Origin of the sequence: Corynebacterium antarcticum (assembly GCF_016595285.2) — a bacterium.
GTDB lineage: Bacteria > Actinomycetota > Actinomycetes > Mycobacteriales > Mycobacteriaceae > Corynebacterium > Corynebacterium antarcticum.
Window position 1 is genome coordinate 628,515 of the sequence record NZ_JAENIP020000001.1, and the last position, 16,353, is coordinate 644,867.

General features: G+C 65.6%; 12 protein-coding genes and 2 pseudogenes. 10 read left to right on the forward strand and 4 right to left on the reverse strand.

The genetic code is table 11. The features are described from left to right. The first annotated feature begins 55 nt into the window (after positions 1-55). Together JIM95_RS02760 and JIM95_RS02765 are read left to right on the forward strand one after the other, a co-directional pair. Complete coding sequence (locus JIM95_RS02760) at positions 56-829, forward strand: DUF4191 domain-containing protein (RefSeq protein WP_200261047.1); 774 nt, start codon at positions 56-58, stop codon at positions 827-829. A 292-nt stretch (positions 830-1,121) separates the two neighbouring features. Next, a complete protein-coding gene (locus JIM95_RS02765) occupies positions 1,122-2,741 on the forward strand; it encodes an aspartate:alanine exchanger family transporter (protein WP_200261044.1) in 1,620 nt (539 codons plus the stop codon). Positions 2,742-2,828: 87 nt separating this feature from the next. On the opposite strand, the gene JIM95_RS02770 is transcribed toward JIM95_RS02765, so the two are convergent. Continuing rightward, a complete protein-coding gene (locus JIM95_RS02770) occupies positions 2,829-3,305 on the reverse strand; it encodes an RDD family protein (protein ID WP_200261041.1) in 477 nt (158 codons plus the stop codon). A 223-nt stretch (positions 3,306-3,528) separates the two neighbouring features. On the opposite strand from JIM95_RS02770, the gene glnA reads away from it, so the two are divergent. From glnA to JIM95_RS02805, 8 genes and pseudogenes are all read left to right on the forward strand, one after another. Beyond that, positions 3,529-4,965 carry a type I glutamate--ammonia ligase gene (glnA, locus tag JIM95_RS02775; RefSeq protein WP_198738332.1) on the forward strand — a complete coding sequence of 479 codons (1,437 nt, stop codon included), beginning with the start codon at positions 3,529-3,531 and terminating at the stop codon, positions 4,963-4,965. 245 nt (positions 4,966-5,210) lie between these two features. Beyond that, on the forward strand, positions 5,211-6,023 hold the full coding sequence (locus JIM95_RS02780; protein ID WP_200261038.1) for a hypothetical protein: 813 nt from the start codon (positions 5,211-5,213) through the stop codon (positions 6,021-6,023). Positions 6,024-6,406: 383 nt separating this feature from the next. Continuing rightward, positions 6,407-7,009, forward strand: a complete 603-nt coding sequence (locus tag JIM95_RS02785; protein WP_200261036.1) for a hypothetical protein — start codon at positions 6,407-6,409, stop codon at positions 7,007-7,009. 83 nt (positions 7,010-7,092) lie between these two features. Next, positions 7,093-8,027 (forward strand): annotated as a pseudogene (uriH, locus tag JIM95_RS02790) (uridine-preferring nucleoside hydrolase UriH). An 83-nt stretch (positions 8,028-8,110) separates the two neighbouring features. Beyond that, entirely contained in the window at positions 8,111-9,385 is a 1,275-nt protein-coding gene (locus JIM95_RS02795; RefSeq protein WP_200261033.1) for an MFS transporter, read from the forward strand. Positions 9,386-9,537: 152 nt separating this feature from the next. Continuing rightward, a complete protein-coding gene (locus JIM95_RS02800) occupies positions 9,538-9,957 on the forward strand; it encodes an organic hydroperoxide resistance protein (RefSeq protein ID WP_200261030.1) in 420 nt (139 codons plus the stop codon). 200 nt (positions 9,958-10,157) lie between these two features. Beyond that, positions 10,158-10,373: pseudogene (locus JIM95_RS11555) on the forward strand (hypothetical protein); the annotation flags it as partial. 34 nt (positions 10,374-10,407) lie between these two features. Next, entirely contained in the window at positions 10,408-10,662 is a 255-nt protein-coding gene (locus JIM95_RS02805) for a DUF1345 domain-containing protein (RefSeq protein ID WP_200261027.1), read from the forward strand. 6 nt (positions 10,663-10,668) lie between these two features. Here JIM95_RS02805 and JIM95_RS02810 read toward each other — a convergent pair whose 3' ends face one another. The 3 genes from JIM95_RS02810 to JIM95_RS02820 all read right to left on the reverse strand — a co-directional run bounded on the left by JIM95_RS02810 (position 10,669) and on the right by JIM95_RS02820 (position 15,915). Continuing rightward, on the reverse strand, positions 10,669-11,334 hold the full coding sequence (locus tag JIM95_RS02810) for an anaerobic ribonucleoside-triphosphate reductase activating protein (protein ID WP_198738340.1): 666 nt from the start codon (positions 11,332-11,334) through the stop codon (positions 10,669-10,671). Next, positions 11,331-13,106, reverse strand: a complete 1,776-nt coding sequence (locus JIM95_RS02815; RefSeq protein ID WP_200261123.1) for a ribonucleoside triphosphate reductase — start codon at positions 13,104-13,106, stop codon at positions 11,331-11,333. The genes JIM95_RS02810 and JIM95_RS02815 overlap by 4 nt, the downstream gene beginning before the upstream one ends. A 2,134-nt stretch (positions 13,107-15,240) precedes the next feature. Next, positions 15,241-15,915, reverse strand: coding sequence for a biliverdin-producing heme oxygenase (locus JIM95_RS02820; RefSeq protein WP_200261025.1), 675 nt, complete (start codon positions 15,913-15,915; stop codon positions 15,241-15,243). Positions 15,916-16,353: the final 438 nt, after the last annotated feature.

Genomic DNA, 16,353 nt, shown 5'->3' on the forward strand with positions numbered 1-16,353 from the left:
ACGGGCCACGGGGCCGGTGGTCGGGTTTCCGCCGACATCGCCTATTGTTGAGGCCATGGCAGACGAGAAGAAGGCGGCCGCAAAGGCCGCGATGAAGGAAGAGAAAGCCGCGAAACGCGCCCGACGCAAGGAGACGCGCACCCAACTGTGGCAGGCATTCAACATGCTGCGGAAGCAGGACAAGATGTTCCTGCCACTGGTCCTGCTGGCCATTCTCGGACTCGGCCTCGTCGGATTTCTCATCGGACTGCTCTGGGGCGGCGAGTGGTTCATGCTGCCCATCGGGCTCATCTTCGGTGTGCTGGCCGCCCTGTGGATCTTCACCAACCGACTGCAGAAGTCGGTCTACACCCGCGCCGAGGGACAACCGGGAGCCGCCGGCTGGGCCCTGGAGAACCTGCGGAGCGGTGTCGGGATGGTGTGGAAGACCCACACCGCAGTCGCCGCGACGACACAGATGGATGCCGTGCACCGCGTCGTCGGCGTCTGCGGCATCGTCCTGGTCGGGGAAGGCGAGCAACGCCGGTTGAAGCCGCTGATGGCGCAGCAGCGCCGTCGGCTCCAGCGTATCGCCAGCCAGTATCCGGTGTACGAGATCTACGTCGGCGACGGGGAGGACGAGGTCCCGGTGGCGAAACTGCAACGGGCCATGGTCCGGCTCCCGAGGAACATCAAGAAGGACGAGGTCCACTCGCTGTACGCCCGCCTGGAGGCGATGGACACGCAGCAGGGCACTCCCGGTCTGCCGAAGGGTCCCATCCCGAAGGGCGGTTCCATGTCGGGTCTCAACCGACGTGCCCGTCGCGCCGCCGACCGCAAGAAGAAGTAGCACCTCAACGTAGCTGCCCCCTCCCGGACTCCTCCCGGGAGGGCTTTTCGTTTCCCGGATTTCTGCACCGTTCGCACGACACACCGGAAACCGCCCTCTTTCAGGAGACAGGACCAACAGGTGGCCGATCGCCATTGTCTGAATGTGCCCGATCGGACCCCCTCGGGCACAACCCCAGGAGATCTCTGTTTTCCGGGTATCTCCATTATGTCCGCCCACCTGCACCTTAATGTGATGATTCCCCTAGTGAACCCGTTTGCAAACCGGGCGTGACCGGCGGGATCATGGAGATGTGCAACTACTCGTCGACAATCAGCTCCTGGCCCTCCTCGTCATCATGTCGATCGGTCTGGTCATCGGCCGGCTCCGGATCGGCGGATTCAGTCTCGGTGTCGCCGCCGTCCTCTTCGTCGGCATCGGTTTCTCGACCGCCGAGCCCGAGATCCAGCTCCCTCCGATCGTCTTCATCATCGGGCTCTCCCTGTTCGTGTACACGATCGGACTCGAGGCGGGCCCCGGATTCTTCCGCTCGATGCGCACCACCGGTGTCCGCCACAACCTCCTCGGCGCCGGCGCGATACTGCTGGCCACCCTGACGGCACTCGTCATCATCCCGCTGCTGGGGATCGGCGGCGCCTCCGGTGCCGGCATGTTCACCGGAGCGATGACCAACACGCCCGCCATGGCCGCCGTCGTCGACGCCATCCCGGGACTGGTCAATGATCCCGCCCGGTTGGCCGAGATCGTCGAACTCCCCGTCGTCGCCTACTCCCTCGCCTACCCCATCGGTGTTCTCGGGGTGATCGTGTCGGTCGCGATCCTGGGCAAGGTGTGGAAGATAGACCACGATGCCGAGGCACGGAAGGCCGGAGTCGCCCCACAGAAGCTCATCACCCGCCGGATCCGCGTCGAGCGGGACGATCTCGCCGAGGTCGTCAACCTCCGGAACGGTCTCCACCTCCAGATCATCGTCTCCCGGATCGAGCACAACGGCAAGCTCTTCCTTCCCGAACCCGGTGACACGGTGGAACCCGGGGACATCCTCTCGATCGTGGGAACGGCCGAGGAGATCGAACGGGCCGCCGCCGAGATAGGCGAACTTCTCCCGGGAGATCCGACCCACGATGAACGCCTCGATTACCGCCGAATCTTCGTCTCCACGAGTTCAATGGTCGGCATCCCCCTGTCGAAACTGAATTCCCGTATTCCCGGAATACTGGTCACCCGCGTGCGTCGGGGTGACGTCGACATGGTCGCCACCCCGGACACGGTGCTCCAGCTCGGTGACCGCGTCCGGGTCGTGAGCACCCATGACCGGATCGACCAGGCGACCCGGCTGTTCGGTGACTCCTACAAGCGGCTCTCCGACATCAACCTCCTCCCGCTGCTCGCCGGAATGGCGATCGGTGTCCTCGTCGGCATGATCCCCCTGCCGCTACCCGGTGGCATCACGCTCCGCCTCGGCAGCGCAGGCGGCCCGCTCGTCGTGGCGCTGACGCTCGGAGCTCTCGGCCGCACCGGAAGGATCGTCTGGCAGGTCCCCTACGGCGCGAACCTCGCACTACGGCAGTTCGGGATCACACTGTTCCTCGCCGGCATCGGCACCACAGCGGGGGCCGGATTCAAGGCTGCTCTCGGCGACCCCGCGACGCTGAAGATCATCGCCGGTGGTGCCGTCCTGACCTTCGTACTCTCCCTGTTCACCCTGATCATCGGTCACCGTGTGATGGGGATACCGTTCGGACAGGCCGCCGGTATCGTCGCGGGGCTACAGACGCACCCCGCGATCCTGAGCTACGTCTCCGACCAGACCAGGAACGAGCTGCCCTCAATGGGTTACACCACGGTGTATCCGATGTCGATGATGGTGAAGATCATCGCCGCCCAGGCTGTCCTGTTCACCCTGTTGTGATCCTGTCACGGGTCGTCGACCCGTGGCGGGAGGGGCGCGTACCCCGGGTGGGTACGCGCCCTTCCTGTCATCTTCCGGACTCCGTGGTCAGCCGAGAATCACCGCTGTCCCGGTCACCCTGTCGTGGAGGCCGCGGCCGTCGGAATCGACGAGCACCGGCGGGAAGATGAATACGGTCAGAACGGCCCGGACCAGAGCCCGGACGAATCCGACGCGCTGGTCGGGACGGTCGATCCGCGCCACCCCCATCTTCATCATCGCCTGGCCCGGGGTGCGGGCGAACAGCGTCACAGAGATGACGCTGATGATGAAGAACATCAGCAGCCTGACGGCTGCGGATCCTCCGAGCGCATCCGTCATCGAGGTGACGGTCACGGTGGCGAGCGAGGCCACGACCCAGTCGAGGGCGATCCCTCCGACACGGCGCATGACGCTGGCCAGCGCACCGTAGCCCTCTTCGGGCAGACCGAGTCGCTCACCGGGCCATTTCGCGGGTGCGAGCGGGTCCTCATTCTCGGCGGGGATCTGCGGTCCATCGAGCCAACTGTGTTTGTCGCGTGCCATGTCCCCTAACTTAGCGTCCGCGCGGTGCCCCTGCGCACGGGGCGTGGGTTATGGTCGCGCGACAGATACTGGGTACAGTGGTTGGTATATGTGAACAGTTTCCGACGGGGACCGTCGTCCATCGCGCGCCACGACAGCCGCAACGGATTCCGTTCGCATCCGAGATCATCCGAGACGATCATGCACCCGGCACCCCGAGACCGGCCCGCTATTAGGAGTCACCGTGGCATTTGAAACCACAGAAGACGTCACCAAGTTCATCGCCGACGAGAACATCGAGTTCGTCGACATCCGATTCACCGACGTTCCCGGAATTGAACAGCACTTCACCATTCCGGCGTCGATGTTCGACGAAGATGCGGTCGAGGAGGGGCTCGCATTCGACGGTTCCTCCATCCGTGGCTTCACCACGATCGACGAATCCGACATGAACCTGCTCCCGGATCTCGCGACGGCGGTGGTGGACCCGTTCCGCAAGGCGAAGACGCTGAACATGAAGTTCTTCGTCCACGACCCCTTCACCCGCGAACCCTTCTCCAGGGACCCGCGCAACGTCGCCCGCAAGGCGGAGGAGTACCTCACCTCCACCGGTATCGCCGACACCTGCTTCTTCGGTGCCGAGGCCGAGTTCTACATCTTCGACAAGGTCTCCTACGCGACCGACACCAACTCCGGCTTCTACCACCTCGACTCCGTCGAGGGCTGGTGGAACCGCGGTGAGGAGGAGAACCTCGACGGCAGCCCGAACCTCGGATACAAGAACCGCATGAAGGGCGGCTACTTCCCCGTCGCCCCGTACGATCACGCACAGGATCTGCGCGACGACATGTGCCGTAACCTGGCGAACTGCGGGTTCTCCCTCGAGCGTGCGCACCACGAGGTCGGCACCGGCGGCCAGCAGGAGATCAACTACAAGTTCAACACCCTGCTGCACGCCGCGGACGACCTGCAGAGTTTCAAGTACATCATCAAGAACACCGCGTTCCAGCAGGGCAAGTCGGTCACCTTCATGCCGAAGCCCATCGCCGGCGACAACGGCTCCGGCATGCACGCCCACCAGTCCCTGTGGAAGGACGGCAAGCCGCTGTTCCACGACGAGTCCGGCTACGCCGGGCTGTCGGACATGGCCCGCTACTACATCGGCGGCATCCTGCACCACGCCGGCGCGGTTCTCGCGTTCACCAACCCGACGCTGAACTCCTACCACCGCCTGGTACCGGGATTCGAGGCGCCGATCAACCTCGTCTACTCGCAGCGCAACCGTTCCGCGGCCGTACGCATCCCGATCACCGGTTCGAACCCGAAGGCCAAGCGCATCGAGTTCCGCGCACCGGACCCGTCCGGCAACCCCTACCTGGGCTTCGCTGCGATGATGCTCGCCGGTCTCGACGGCATCAAGAACCGCATCGAACCACACGCGCCCGTGGACAAGGACCTCTACGAGCTACCCCCGGAGGAGGCCGCCAGCATCCCGCAGGCACCGACCTCCCTCGAGGCCTCCCTGAAGGAGCTGGAGCGAGACCACGACTTCCTCACCGAGGGTGACGTGTTCACCGAGGATCTCATCGACACGTACATCAAGTTCAAGTACGACAACGAGATCACCCCGGTCCGCCTGCGCCCCACCCCGCAGGAATTCGAGATGTACTACGACTGCTGATTTGAGTGGCCCCTGACCGTTGCGTTTCCGCCGGTCAGGGGCCACCCGTGTAGTTCACATCCCCGTCTCCCCGGATTGATGCGGACAGAAGGTGGGCCAGAGCGTTGTTCTCTGGCCCGCCTTCTGCGTCTGGTCCTGCACCGGGACGAGGCGGAGGTGGGCTCCCGTGGGCTGCGGCCCCGGACCGATCGGGTGAACTCCGGTTGTTCCCGGCGGTGAGCCGGGTACCGGTAGCCTGACAAAGCATGGTGACCTACACACACTCGTGGAAAGCACGGAACCAGGATGCCGTCATCGCCACCGACCGGATGATCGCGGCGATCGACGGGTGCTCCCCCATTTCGTCGGCGGATGGCTCCGGTGAACGGGTCTCCGATTTCGCGGCTACCTTCGCGGAGGATCTCGCAGCCAGCGTGTCGGATCCGGGCCATGTCCGCGGTCAGATCGCGACGGCCCTGCAGAACACGCAGAAGCGATGCGGCAACCACGGGGTGACCGCCACTCTGGCGCTCGCCGTCTGGGACGCGGAGAACCTCGCGGTGGCGGTCATCGGCGACAGCCCGGTCGTCATCGAGCCGACCGGGGAGCACGCCACGGTGATCATCACCGACCCCGCCTATGACGGCCACGAGGATGCGGCTCTCACCCGGGTCAGAGAGGCACTGGACCAAGGCCTGCCTGCTTCCCGGGCGTACACGTCGGCGCGACCGCCCCTGGCCGCTGACAGGGCGGCCCGGAACACCCGCGGGGGACGGTGGATCATCTCGGACTTCACGCCCGCGGAAGACATCGCCGCGCGGATCACGGTGCGCACGTTCCCGACTGGATCGGTGTCGCGGGTCTCCGCGTGCACCGACGGCATGAGCCGGATCGTCGAACTACTCGGGGCGCTCACCTACCCGGAGCTCTTCGACCGGGTGCAGGCCGGCGCCGGGGACGAACTGGTCTCGATCATCGATGAACTGGAAAATGACGACCCGGAAGGGGCGAAGTTACCCCGCTTCTCCAGGCGCGACGACATGAGTGCCGCGGTAGGCGTGCCCGGCACGACCTGGTAGATCATCGGACCCGGGAGATGGCCACCGTTGTAACCGGTCTTCAGCCTGCGTTCATTCCGCATGTCTCCGAAGACGTGCATTGCGGAGGCCCGTCCCACTGCCGCCGGCGAGCCGACCCTGAACATCCGTGACAATGACACCACCCGGATCCACGTGGCACCGCGCGGAGAAACGGATCTCCGGTCTCCGTCCGTCATCTGACGCTGCCGGACATCCCCGACTCATCAGCCACGAATTCAGAGACCGGTCGGCGGTGGTCCGCTTCATTCGAGGGGCTGGCGCCCCTGCACCACCCTCACCTAACCTACGGTGTCGTATCCTGGGGGTGTGCCCGACACGGGCGCACCGACCCACACACCCCAGGTTCAAGGATTGATGACGACATGAACACCCACGAAGCGCATGTCACCCAGCGGATTTCCGGGGAAGAATGCGCCACCCGCGGCATCGACTTCGACTTCACCACCGAGACCCGCGACCGGGCCGCCGCACTGAGGGACGCCACCGCAGCGGCCGCCGCCGCCCGGGGTGTCGCACCATCGGAGGTGGCTCTCAAGGTCCACGACGAGACTCCCCTCGACGACTCGGGTTCTGTGGTGGTCCGCGTCTACCGCGATCCGGAGGACGATCACCTGGATCTGCGGAACCTCATGGTTCCCCGCCTCACGAAGGCGCTCGCCGCTGACCGGGATCTGGTCCGCGCACTGCGCGGTGCCACGACCGCCGGGGACGGTGAACTCATCGTCACCATGGCGCTTCCCGATGACCGTCTGTCCGATTGTCTGGCCCAGATCGGCGACGATCAGGCGGTGGCGTTCGGGATGCTCGACAACGGTCGCGTGCGGTGGCGGGTCTTCGCGGACGTGCCCGGCGCGCCCACCGTGGCATCCCTCGATCTGACTGCGGCCCATCCTCTCGGTGAGTTGGTCCGGGTCACGGCCTGGGCCGAGGACGAGCGGGGCATCCTCTCGGTTTCCGACCGCTGAGCGATCCGGGCCACGTACCATCGGGAGAAGGAACCGGGGTACTCCCCGACGACGTCGAGCACGGACAGGCAGGGCTAAACACCATGGCACGGAAGATCATCCTCGACTGCGATCCGGGACACGATGACGCGGTGGCGCTGATACTCGCGGCCGGCAACCCCGAGATTGATCTGGTCGGGGTGACGACGGTGGGCGGCAACCAGACGTTGGAGAAGGTGACCCGGAATGCGCTCGCCGTGCTCCGGGTGGCAGGGCATCCGGAGATCCCCGTCCACGCAGGCTGTGGGCGACCGCTCGTCCGCGAGGGTGCGGTGGCGGCGCACGTCCACGGTGAATCCGGCCTGGACGGGGTCGAGCTGCCCGAGATCACGGGCGAGGTCGCGGACGGGCACGCCGTCGACTTCATCATCGACACGGTCATGTCCGCCGAACCGAAAACGATCACGCTGGTCCCCGTCGGGCCACTGACCAACATCGCCCTGGCGGTACGCAAGGAGCCCCGCATCGTGGAGCGTGTCCGTGAGGTGGTCCTGATGGGTGGTGGTTACAGGACCGGCAACTGCACGGCGGTCGCCGAGTTCAACGTGCACACCGACCCGGAGGCCGCCCACATCGTGTTCAACGAGGACTGGCCGGTGACGATGGTTGGACTGGATCTCACCCACCAGGCGCTCGCCACCGCGGAGGTCGAGGAGGAACTCCGGGCTCTCGACAGCGACGCGGCCCTTTTCTGCTGGGGCTGTTCGGCTTCTTCCGTCGGGCGTACAGGGACAACCAGGGCTTCGATGATCCGCCGGTGCACGACCCCTGCGCGGTCGCGTACCTCATCGACCCCGGGGTGATGACGACCCGCACCGCGCCCGTCGACGTGGAGTTGAACGGGTCATTGACCGCCGGCATGACCGTCGCCGATTTCCGGGCACCGGTACCGGAGGGCTGCTCGACCAGGGTCGCGGTGGAGCTAGACCACCGGCGGTTCTGGGACCTCGTGATCGCCGCGGTCGCCGCGGTCGGATAGCAGTTCCGGTTTCCCCCGGACACTCCCCCTCCCGGGTTGTCCGGGATCAGTGATCGACTGCACCACGTCCTATTGTCTTCCCTATGGCTGGCAGCGGAGATGAGACGACCCGGGTGACCAGACGCGCGCTCGTGGTCTGGTTGGCGGCGGTCGCCGTCTACATCACGGCGACGACGGGCCGGACGTCCTTCGGGGTCGCCGGTGTCGCCGCCCTGGAGCATTTCCAGATCGATGCGTCCCGGGTCGCGGTCTTCACCGCGGTGCAGATCGGCGTCTACTCCCTGGCGCAGATTCCGATGGGGCTCGCGGTCGATCGCTTCGGGCCGCGGCGGATGCTCGTGGTCGGGGCGCTCATCATGGCCGTAGGCCAGATCATCCTCGGTTCCACCGGTTCCTTCACCGTCGCGGTGTCGGCACGGGTGTTGATCGGGGCGGGTGACGCGACGGCGTTTCTCTCAGTGCTCCGGATGCTGCCGAATTGGTTCCCGCTGCGCAGAGCACCGTTGATGATGCAGCTGACCTCCGCCCTCGGCCAGCTGGGGCAGGTGCTGTCCGCGGTCCCGTTCGCCGCGATCCTGTACTCGAGAGGCTGGTCGACGGCGTTCGTCTCCCTCGGGGCGTCCGGTCTGATCGTTGCGGTCGCGGCCTCCCTCGTCATCCGCGATGTCCCGGAACCGACCCGGACCGTGCAGGCGGACACTCCCGTGCATCTCGCGGCGGCGCTGCGTAGCGTCGTCACCCACCCGGCCTGCTGGCAGGGGTTCTTCACCCACTTCACCTGCGTCTTCCCCCAGATAGTGTTCACGCTCATCTGGGGCGTTCCGTTGATGTCCCTGGGGCTCGGTCTGAGCCAGTCGCAGGTCAGCACCGCCCTGGTGGCCAACATGGTGGTCATCATGCTCGCCAGCCCCCTGGCCGGGCTTGTCTCCGGACGTGCGGGGCGGAGCCGGGATTATCTCGTGTTGACCTCCGCGGTGATCCTCTCCGGTATCTGGGTGTGGTTCCTCTCCCACTCCGAACCACGCGGATACATCGCACTGATGGCGGTGAACCTGACGATGGCGCTAGTCAGCCCGGCAGGGAACTTCGCCTTTGACACGGTGCGTGAGCATGTCGACCGACGGGTACTGGCGGCGGGTACGGGGCTTGCGAACATGGGCGGTTTCACCGGGGGAATGATCGCGACACAGGGTATCGGGGTACTGCTCGACATCGCCCACACGGGTGGTGAACCGGACTACGTGTGGTCGGATTTTCAGGTTGCGGGCTGGGCGGCGCTCATCGTGTGGACCGCGGGAATAGGGGGTTTCCTCATGAGCCGCCGTAAGCTGCAGAAACGTCGCGCCCCGGGTCGTTGAACCGCGTCTTCCCGGATGCCGCAGGTGCGTCCGGTCCACGCATCCGGTGAGTGTTCCGGGTGGCACCCCGTTTCCACTCCCGGGAACACGTCAACGGCAATTCCTCTACGGTGGGCAGTACTTTCCGTTCATCGCCGACAAGGAGACATCACATGGAGACCATCTACACCGCAGAAGCACTCGCGACCGGTGGCGGGCGCGACGGTCACGTCCGCACCACCGACGGAATCGTCGACACGGATCTCGCTCTTCCGAGGGCGATGGGTGGTGCGGAGAACGCCCCGAACCCGGAGCTCCTTTTCGCCGCCGGCTACGCCGCCTGCTTCCACGGTGCCCTCCAGCTCGTCGCGGGGAACGAGGGCGCGTCCATAGACGGGTCCTCCGTCGGCTCACGGGTCAGCCTCGGCAAGGACGACGAGGGGTTCGCCCTCGCCGTCGAGATCGAGGTCCACATCCCGGACATGGACCTCGACTCCGCTCAGAAGCTCGCCGACACCGCGCACACGGTCTGCCCGTACTCCCGGGCGACGAGCGGGAACATCGAGGTCACCGTCACTGCGGTGGAGGACTAGACCCCACGCCGGCCGTCTCCCGGAGCGGCGGAAGGATGGATGTACGTGACATGGGTTCCCTCGGACAGCGCGAATCAACCGACCGGATCATCGTTCTCACGGTGGTGTTCGTCCTGGCCACCGCCGCAGCGACGGTTCTCACCTCCGCGTGGCGTGGTCCCGCGATAGGCTGGGCCACCGCAGCGACGGTCTGGGACCTGATGGTCTGGCGCTCGGTCGGACGACTCGACCCCGCCGGTTCCCGGGAGCATGCCCGAGCCAGAGGTGTCCCCCACAGAGTCCACACGATCCTGCTCAATGCGGCGACCATCGCCGCCACGGCGACCGTGGGTCTGTTGATCTACGACTCGACCCGTGTTCACGGTGACGAGCGGATCCTGTTGTCCCTGTTCGGATTGATCGCGGTGTGTTCCACGTGGACATTCGTCCATCTGCTGTTCATGCTGCAGTATGCCGCTCAGCACTACTCGGATCACGCTGACGGGGACACCCGGTCGGGGAATCGACTTCAATCAGCCCGAGGCTCCCCGGTACACGGATTTCGCGTACACCGCCTTCACATTCGGAATGACCTACGCGGCGTCAGACACCTCATTCACGGCACCGGAGATTCGGCGAACCGCACTCGTTCACGCCTTCTATTCCTTCTATTTCGGAACGGCGGTCACTGCGACGACGGTCAATCTCGTCGTCTCCCTGTTCTAGGATCGGTCACGCCGGCAGCCGGTAGACGCCCTCAGGGTCGACGTTCCGGGCCTGCTGCACAACCAGATCGAACCCGTGTGCCGCGACCAGTTCCCTCAATTCACCGAGGTTCCGGTCCACGACTCCACCCCGCCAGACAGTGGTACGTACCTGCACCTCCATACCGGTTCGGAGCGCCGTCTCAGCGACCAGACCGAGCGCTGTGGCGGACCGCTCCGCCACAGCGGAGGTGCAGCCGACGACGGAAGGCAGATCCGCCGGAAGCGCCTTGACGTCCAGTCCGATCCATTCCGGCCGGGTCAGCTCATCGTCCAGGAGCGCCGCGAGTCGTGCCGGTGCGTATCCGCAGGTGTGCAACCCGACCGGAAATCCGCGGCGGTGTGCCTCCCTGATCGCCCCGGGAAGCGCCCGGTGCATGGTGGGTTCTCCACCACTGATGACCAGACCGTCGAGCAGACCGCGGCGGCACTCCATCAACTCCAGTGCCTCCCCGAACTCATGTGAACCGGTGCCCACGTCCTGCAGGGACGGGTTGTGGCAGTAGACGCACCTCCACGGACATCCCTGCGTGAACACCGTCGCGGTGAGACGGCCGGGCCAGTCCGTCGCGGAGAACGGGATGATCCCCGCGACCGGCAACCCTGGCCCCTCGCCCTCCGGCTCCTTGGTCACAGCGCCGGTTCCGCGAAGTACGTCCGCTCGCGGAACTCCCCCTTCTTCCCCGTGTTGAAGCTCGACACCGGGCGGAAGTAGCCCATGACGCGGGTCCACATCTCGGTTGTCTCCCCGCAGTGCCCACACGTCGGGTGTTCACCGGACAGGTAGCCGTCGTTCGGGCAGATGGAGAAGGTCGGCGTGATGGTGATGTACGGCAGCCGGAACGTCTCCAGCGCCCGCCGTACAAGGGTGGAGCAGGCGTCCCCGGAGCTCATCTCGGCCCCCATGTAGAGGTGCAGGACGGTGCCTCCGGTGTACTTGACCTGCAGATCCTCCTGCTGGGAGAGGGCGGCGAACGGGTCCGGTGTGTGATCGACCGGCAGTTGGGATGAGTTGGTGTAGTAGGGCTCGGCGGCTGTTCCGGCGTGGATGATCCCGTCGCCGAACCGCCGGATGTCCTCCCGTGCGAACCGGTGGGTCGCCCCTTCCGCGGGCGTGGCCTCGAGGTTGTAGAGGTGCCCGGTCGCCTCCTGCGCCTTCACCAGAAGGGAGTTGATGTGATCGAGGAGGCGTGCGACCTGGGCGTGCCCCTGCGGATCGGTGATGTCGTAGGCATCACCGGTGAAGTTCCGGATCATCTCGTTGCACCCGTTGACGCCGATGGTCGAGAAGTGGTTGTCCAGGCTCGGCAGCCAGCGTCGGGTGTGGGGGTACAGGCCGGCGTCGATGAGCTCCGCGATCGTCGCGCGGCGCCGCTCGAGCGTGTCGACGCCGAGATCGACCAGGCGCTCCACCTCGGTGAGGAGTGCTTCCTCGTCGCCGGCAAACCGGTGTCCGAGGCGCGCGCAGTTGAGGGTGACCACGCCGATGGACCCCGTCTGCTCGGCGGATCCGAAGAGTCCGTTGCCACGGGCGAGGAGCTCGCGCAGATCCAGTTGGAGCCGACAGCACATGGAGCGGATCTGGCCGGGATCAAGCTCGGAGTTGATGAAGTTCTGGAAGTAGGGCAGGCCGTAACGCGCGGTCATGTCGAACAGCCGACGGGCGTTGTCGCTGTCCCAGTCGAAGTCGCGGGTGATGTTGTAGGTGGGGATCGGGAAAGTGAACACCCGGTCGTCGGCGTCCCCCTCCGCCATCACCTCGACGAAGGCGCGGTTGATCAGATCCATCTCCGCACCGAGTTCACCGTAGGTGAAGTCCATGACCTCTCCACCGATGAACGGATGGTCCTCGGCGAGATCTCCGGGGCAGGTCCAGTCGAAGGTGAGGTTGGTGAAAGGGGTCTGCATCCCCCACCGGCTCGGCACGTTGAGGTTGAAGACGAACTCCTGCAGGAGTTGCTTCAGCTGCGGGTAATCGAGGCCGTCGATCCGCACGAACGGTGCCATGTAGGTGTCGAAGGAACTGAACGCCTGGGCACCGGCCCACTCATTCTGGAGCGTGCCGAGGAAGTTGACGATCTGTCCACAGGCCGATGAGAAGTGCTTCGGCGGTGCGGAGCTCACCGAGCCGGGTACTCCCCCGAACCCCTGTTCCAGCAGCTGCCGGAGCGACCATCCCGCGCAGTAACCGGCGAGCATGTCGAGGTCGTGGATGTGGATGTCGCCGTCGCGGTGCGCCGCTGCGGCATCGGTGCTGAACACCTCGCTCAGCCAGTAGTTCGCCACCACCTTCCCGGTGGCATTCAGCATCAGCCCGCCCAGGGAGTAGTCCTGGTTGGCGTTCGCGTTCACCCGCCAGTCAGCGCGGGAGAGGTACTCGGTGACGGTGCTCACGGGATCGACCATGTCGGCGGCGTGGCTCACGTTGGGAGGGAGAAGTGTGCTCATGCCCGTCACTCTAAGCCTGTAATGACACTGGTGTCATTATTCGAACGCCATTGTGAGAAACACGATATGCACACACAGAATGGGTCACAGGCACAATATATGGACCATAGGGCCACTCGTCCACCCTCGATAGATCTGCGATTGCCCAGCACGCGCGAGCGGCTGCGGACCCCATCCGTTGTGGCGGCGGCACCCGGCCGAGCCGACACCGGCGAGGACATCCACCGCCCCAAAGTTCCGGGAAAGAGACATCGCTCACGCCTCCGTCCGGTTCCGCACCCGGAGACAGGGCACACACTTGCCCGCTACCCACGATCCCGGGCCCGGCGACCGGATGCACCGGGTCCCTGTCGGATGTTCCCGTCGTCGACGCGTGCGCCCGGGGCGCCCGATCATCCGTGGGCCGGCCCGACATCGATGACGGAGGGCCGGCTCATCGCCGGTGGCACGTTCCCGTGGGACCGGGATCACTGGGCAACCGAGGTTGACCTGCGGTCGGAGTCCCTTCTCAGGATCCGCTGACAGTGGTTGTCCAGCCCCGGTGACTGTCCACCCCGTGACCATCTCGAATCCGACGGCGAACAACCGTCCGGGTCACCTCGTGCCGTCGCCGGCGGTGGTCGGTCTCCCCGATCCAGATCACGATCGCGACCCGCAGCTCCCCGCAGGTGCGTCATCACCGACAACCTGCCGGCCCTCCCATCGCCTGCGGGTTGCGGCGTCGCCCAAGACAGCGACTGCCAGGCAGTCCTTCCCGCACGAGTCGATGAATAAGCTCACGATCCGACCCTGAGAGCATGTCCTTGATCACACAGAGACGGAACCGTCTTTTTGTGCATAACCTCACTCTTCTCTATTCGAGAGACAATCTCGGTACTGACACATGAGCAAGAGGAACTCATACAACTGACCCAAGCTGAGAGTGCGTCATGGGCGGAAGGGCCATGGTGGTGACCGCGGTGCGGGGAGGCGATCTCGGAGTGTGAAGATGGAGGTTGTCCACGCCTGTATCCCACACCACCGGGACCTGCCCCGAACGCCACCGCCGGTCTGCCCACTGAGACGGTGTGCCGCACCGTGGAGTTGCGGGACGACGATCACCGATGCCGCGGCCGACGACGACCGGACGCACCCGTTTCTGTGCCCCGCTCACCGTCGACCCGGCATTCCCGGATCACAAGGTCGCGGGCCGGTTGTGTGATCACCTCCAGCGCACGCTCCCCGATTCACCGATTGTCGGACAGCCCACCCGGCACGCACGGTTACCCCGGTCCGCCTGCAGCAACCACGACCGCGGCACGAGGATCATCCGACAGCAGTCACCGCCTCCGGCCGAACCGAGGACCACGACCACCCGCCGGTGCACGAAGTGGATCCTGCAGCGGTTCGGTGGTCGACCGCGCCAGAGTTTTCCACGGTCGCGGCAACACCCGGCGTGGGTTGGACCCCGGTCGACGACCTCGCAGTCAGCGCCGTGCTGGCCCCGGTCTACGGCGGCGGGCGTCACCTCGAAAGGTGTGCGGACGCCCGGCGTCGATGAGCGCAGGTCGAAACACGTTCGCGGGGATGACGGCAGCGTGTTCGTCACCGTCCCAGTGGACCTTCACACCGCTGGTCGGCAGGCACCGGGCCGGCCCGGCAGGCCGGCGGTGCGCCGTTGAAAGACGGGGATGTCCGCCGGACCGTTTCAGTCAACACGGGCTGGCGCGTTGACCGGTTGATTATGCGGCGGGTGAGCGTCGCGGATCTTCCGGGTGCATGGTGCGGGCGACGCGGCCTAATACGCGTCGGTGCACACCCACGGGGTCAAGGGTGGGATCCCCGCCGACGGGGGGGCACGTCCACACCTTCCGGCGCTTCCGCGCGGTGAAACCGCTGCGGTCCGGTGCTGCCGTGTCCACCATGGCGAAGCGGTTGGGGCGTGCAACCACTTCGGTGACTCTGGATATCCACTCCCGTGTGCCGCCGTGCGATGTCCCCGGTGCCGCTGAGACTGCCGCCGGGCTGAAGCGGGATCAATGCGGATTCGGGACCGGTGACGGGCCGGGGTCATGCTGGGTGAGAAGGAACTGAGCTACCTGCCCGGACCTGTTTACCGGCTGGTGCGCCCGAGGTCGGCGAAGAGGTTGAAGTTGAACAGGAACGCCGCGCACGCCTCATCGAGCAGACGCTCGCGGTCGCTCGCTTCGAGAGGCAGGGAATCTAGCGCCGCACGGTAGCTGTCCTTGTACGGCTTGACCTTCGGGATCCCGGCGAAGCGGTAGAAGGAGAGCACCTCGGGCCCGAGACCGTAGTGGCGCTGCATCATGCGGGCGATGACCTGTCCCCCGGAGAGGTCCCCGAGGTAGCGGACGTAGTGGTGCGCGATCAGCCCGGGGGCGTCGGCGTCATCGGCGATCTCGTTGAGCCTGGCGACGTATGCCTCGGTCGCGGGCAGCGCGGTGACCTTCTCCCTCCAGTCCGTGGTTCCGTGGAGGGCATCGAGGTCGGCCTCGATGGAGGGAACACGCTCGAGCGCGGGATCCACGATGGCTGCGGCGATGGGATCATCTGCGACCGCGCGGGCAGCGTTCTCGAGTGCCCGGTAGAATAACCAGGACTGCTCCTGCAGGGCGATGAAGTCCGCCACCGTGAGCTTGCCCGCCATCAGATCCTGCGTGAAGGTGGAGTACTCCGCCGACTTGTGGGCATCCGCGGTGGATGACTTGAGGGCCTTGGAGAGCGGGAGGAAGTCTGATTCCTGTCGCGACTGGATTGCTGTGGTCATGTCGTTCGCCTTCTCGGTTGTGGAGCGTCGTGCACTCCGACTGTGTCTCTTCTGCGGATCACGTGCGCCGTACCGCGCTCCGTTCGATGGCTCAACTGTAACTAAGGGCACCCTGATCGATCTATAGTACGAATTGTTGATGTCGTATCGAACCTACTAACCCCGCCGGCCCTCCACCTCGGGATATCTCCACCGACGGAGGTCCCCAGTTTTTCCGCCGGTGGGCGATGGCCCCGCCGTTCGCACCCCGTCCCACCTCTCGGCTCCGCCCCGACGGACGACCCCTCGACACCGCCTGTGCGGAACCTGCGAGTTCGCGGCGAGCTGTCCGGCGGAACCCCCGGCGACACGTTTCTGTCAGGTATGCCCGGTTAGCATTTTCTGCGGCACCAAACCGGTGCCGTTCAAGAGAAAGGAACGATGTTGCGTCAAACTCAC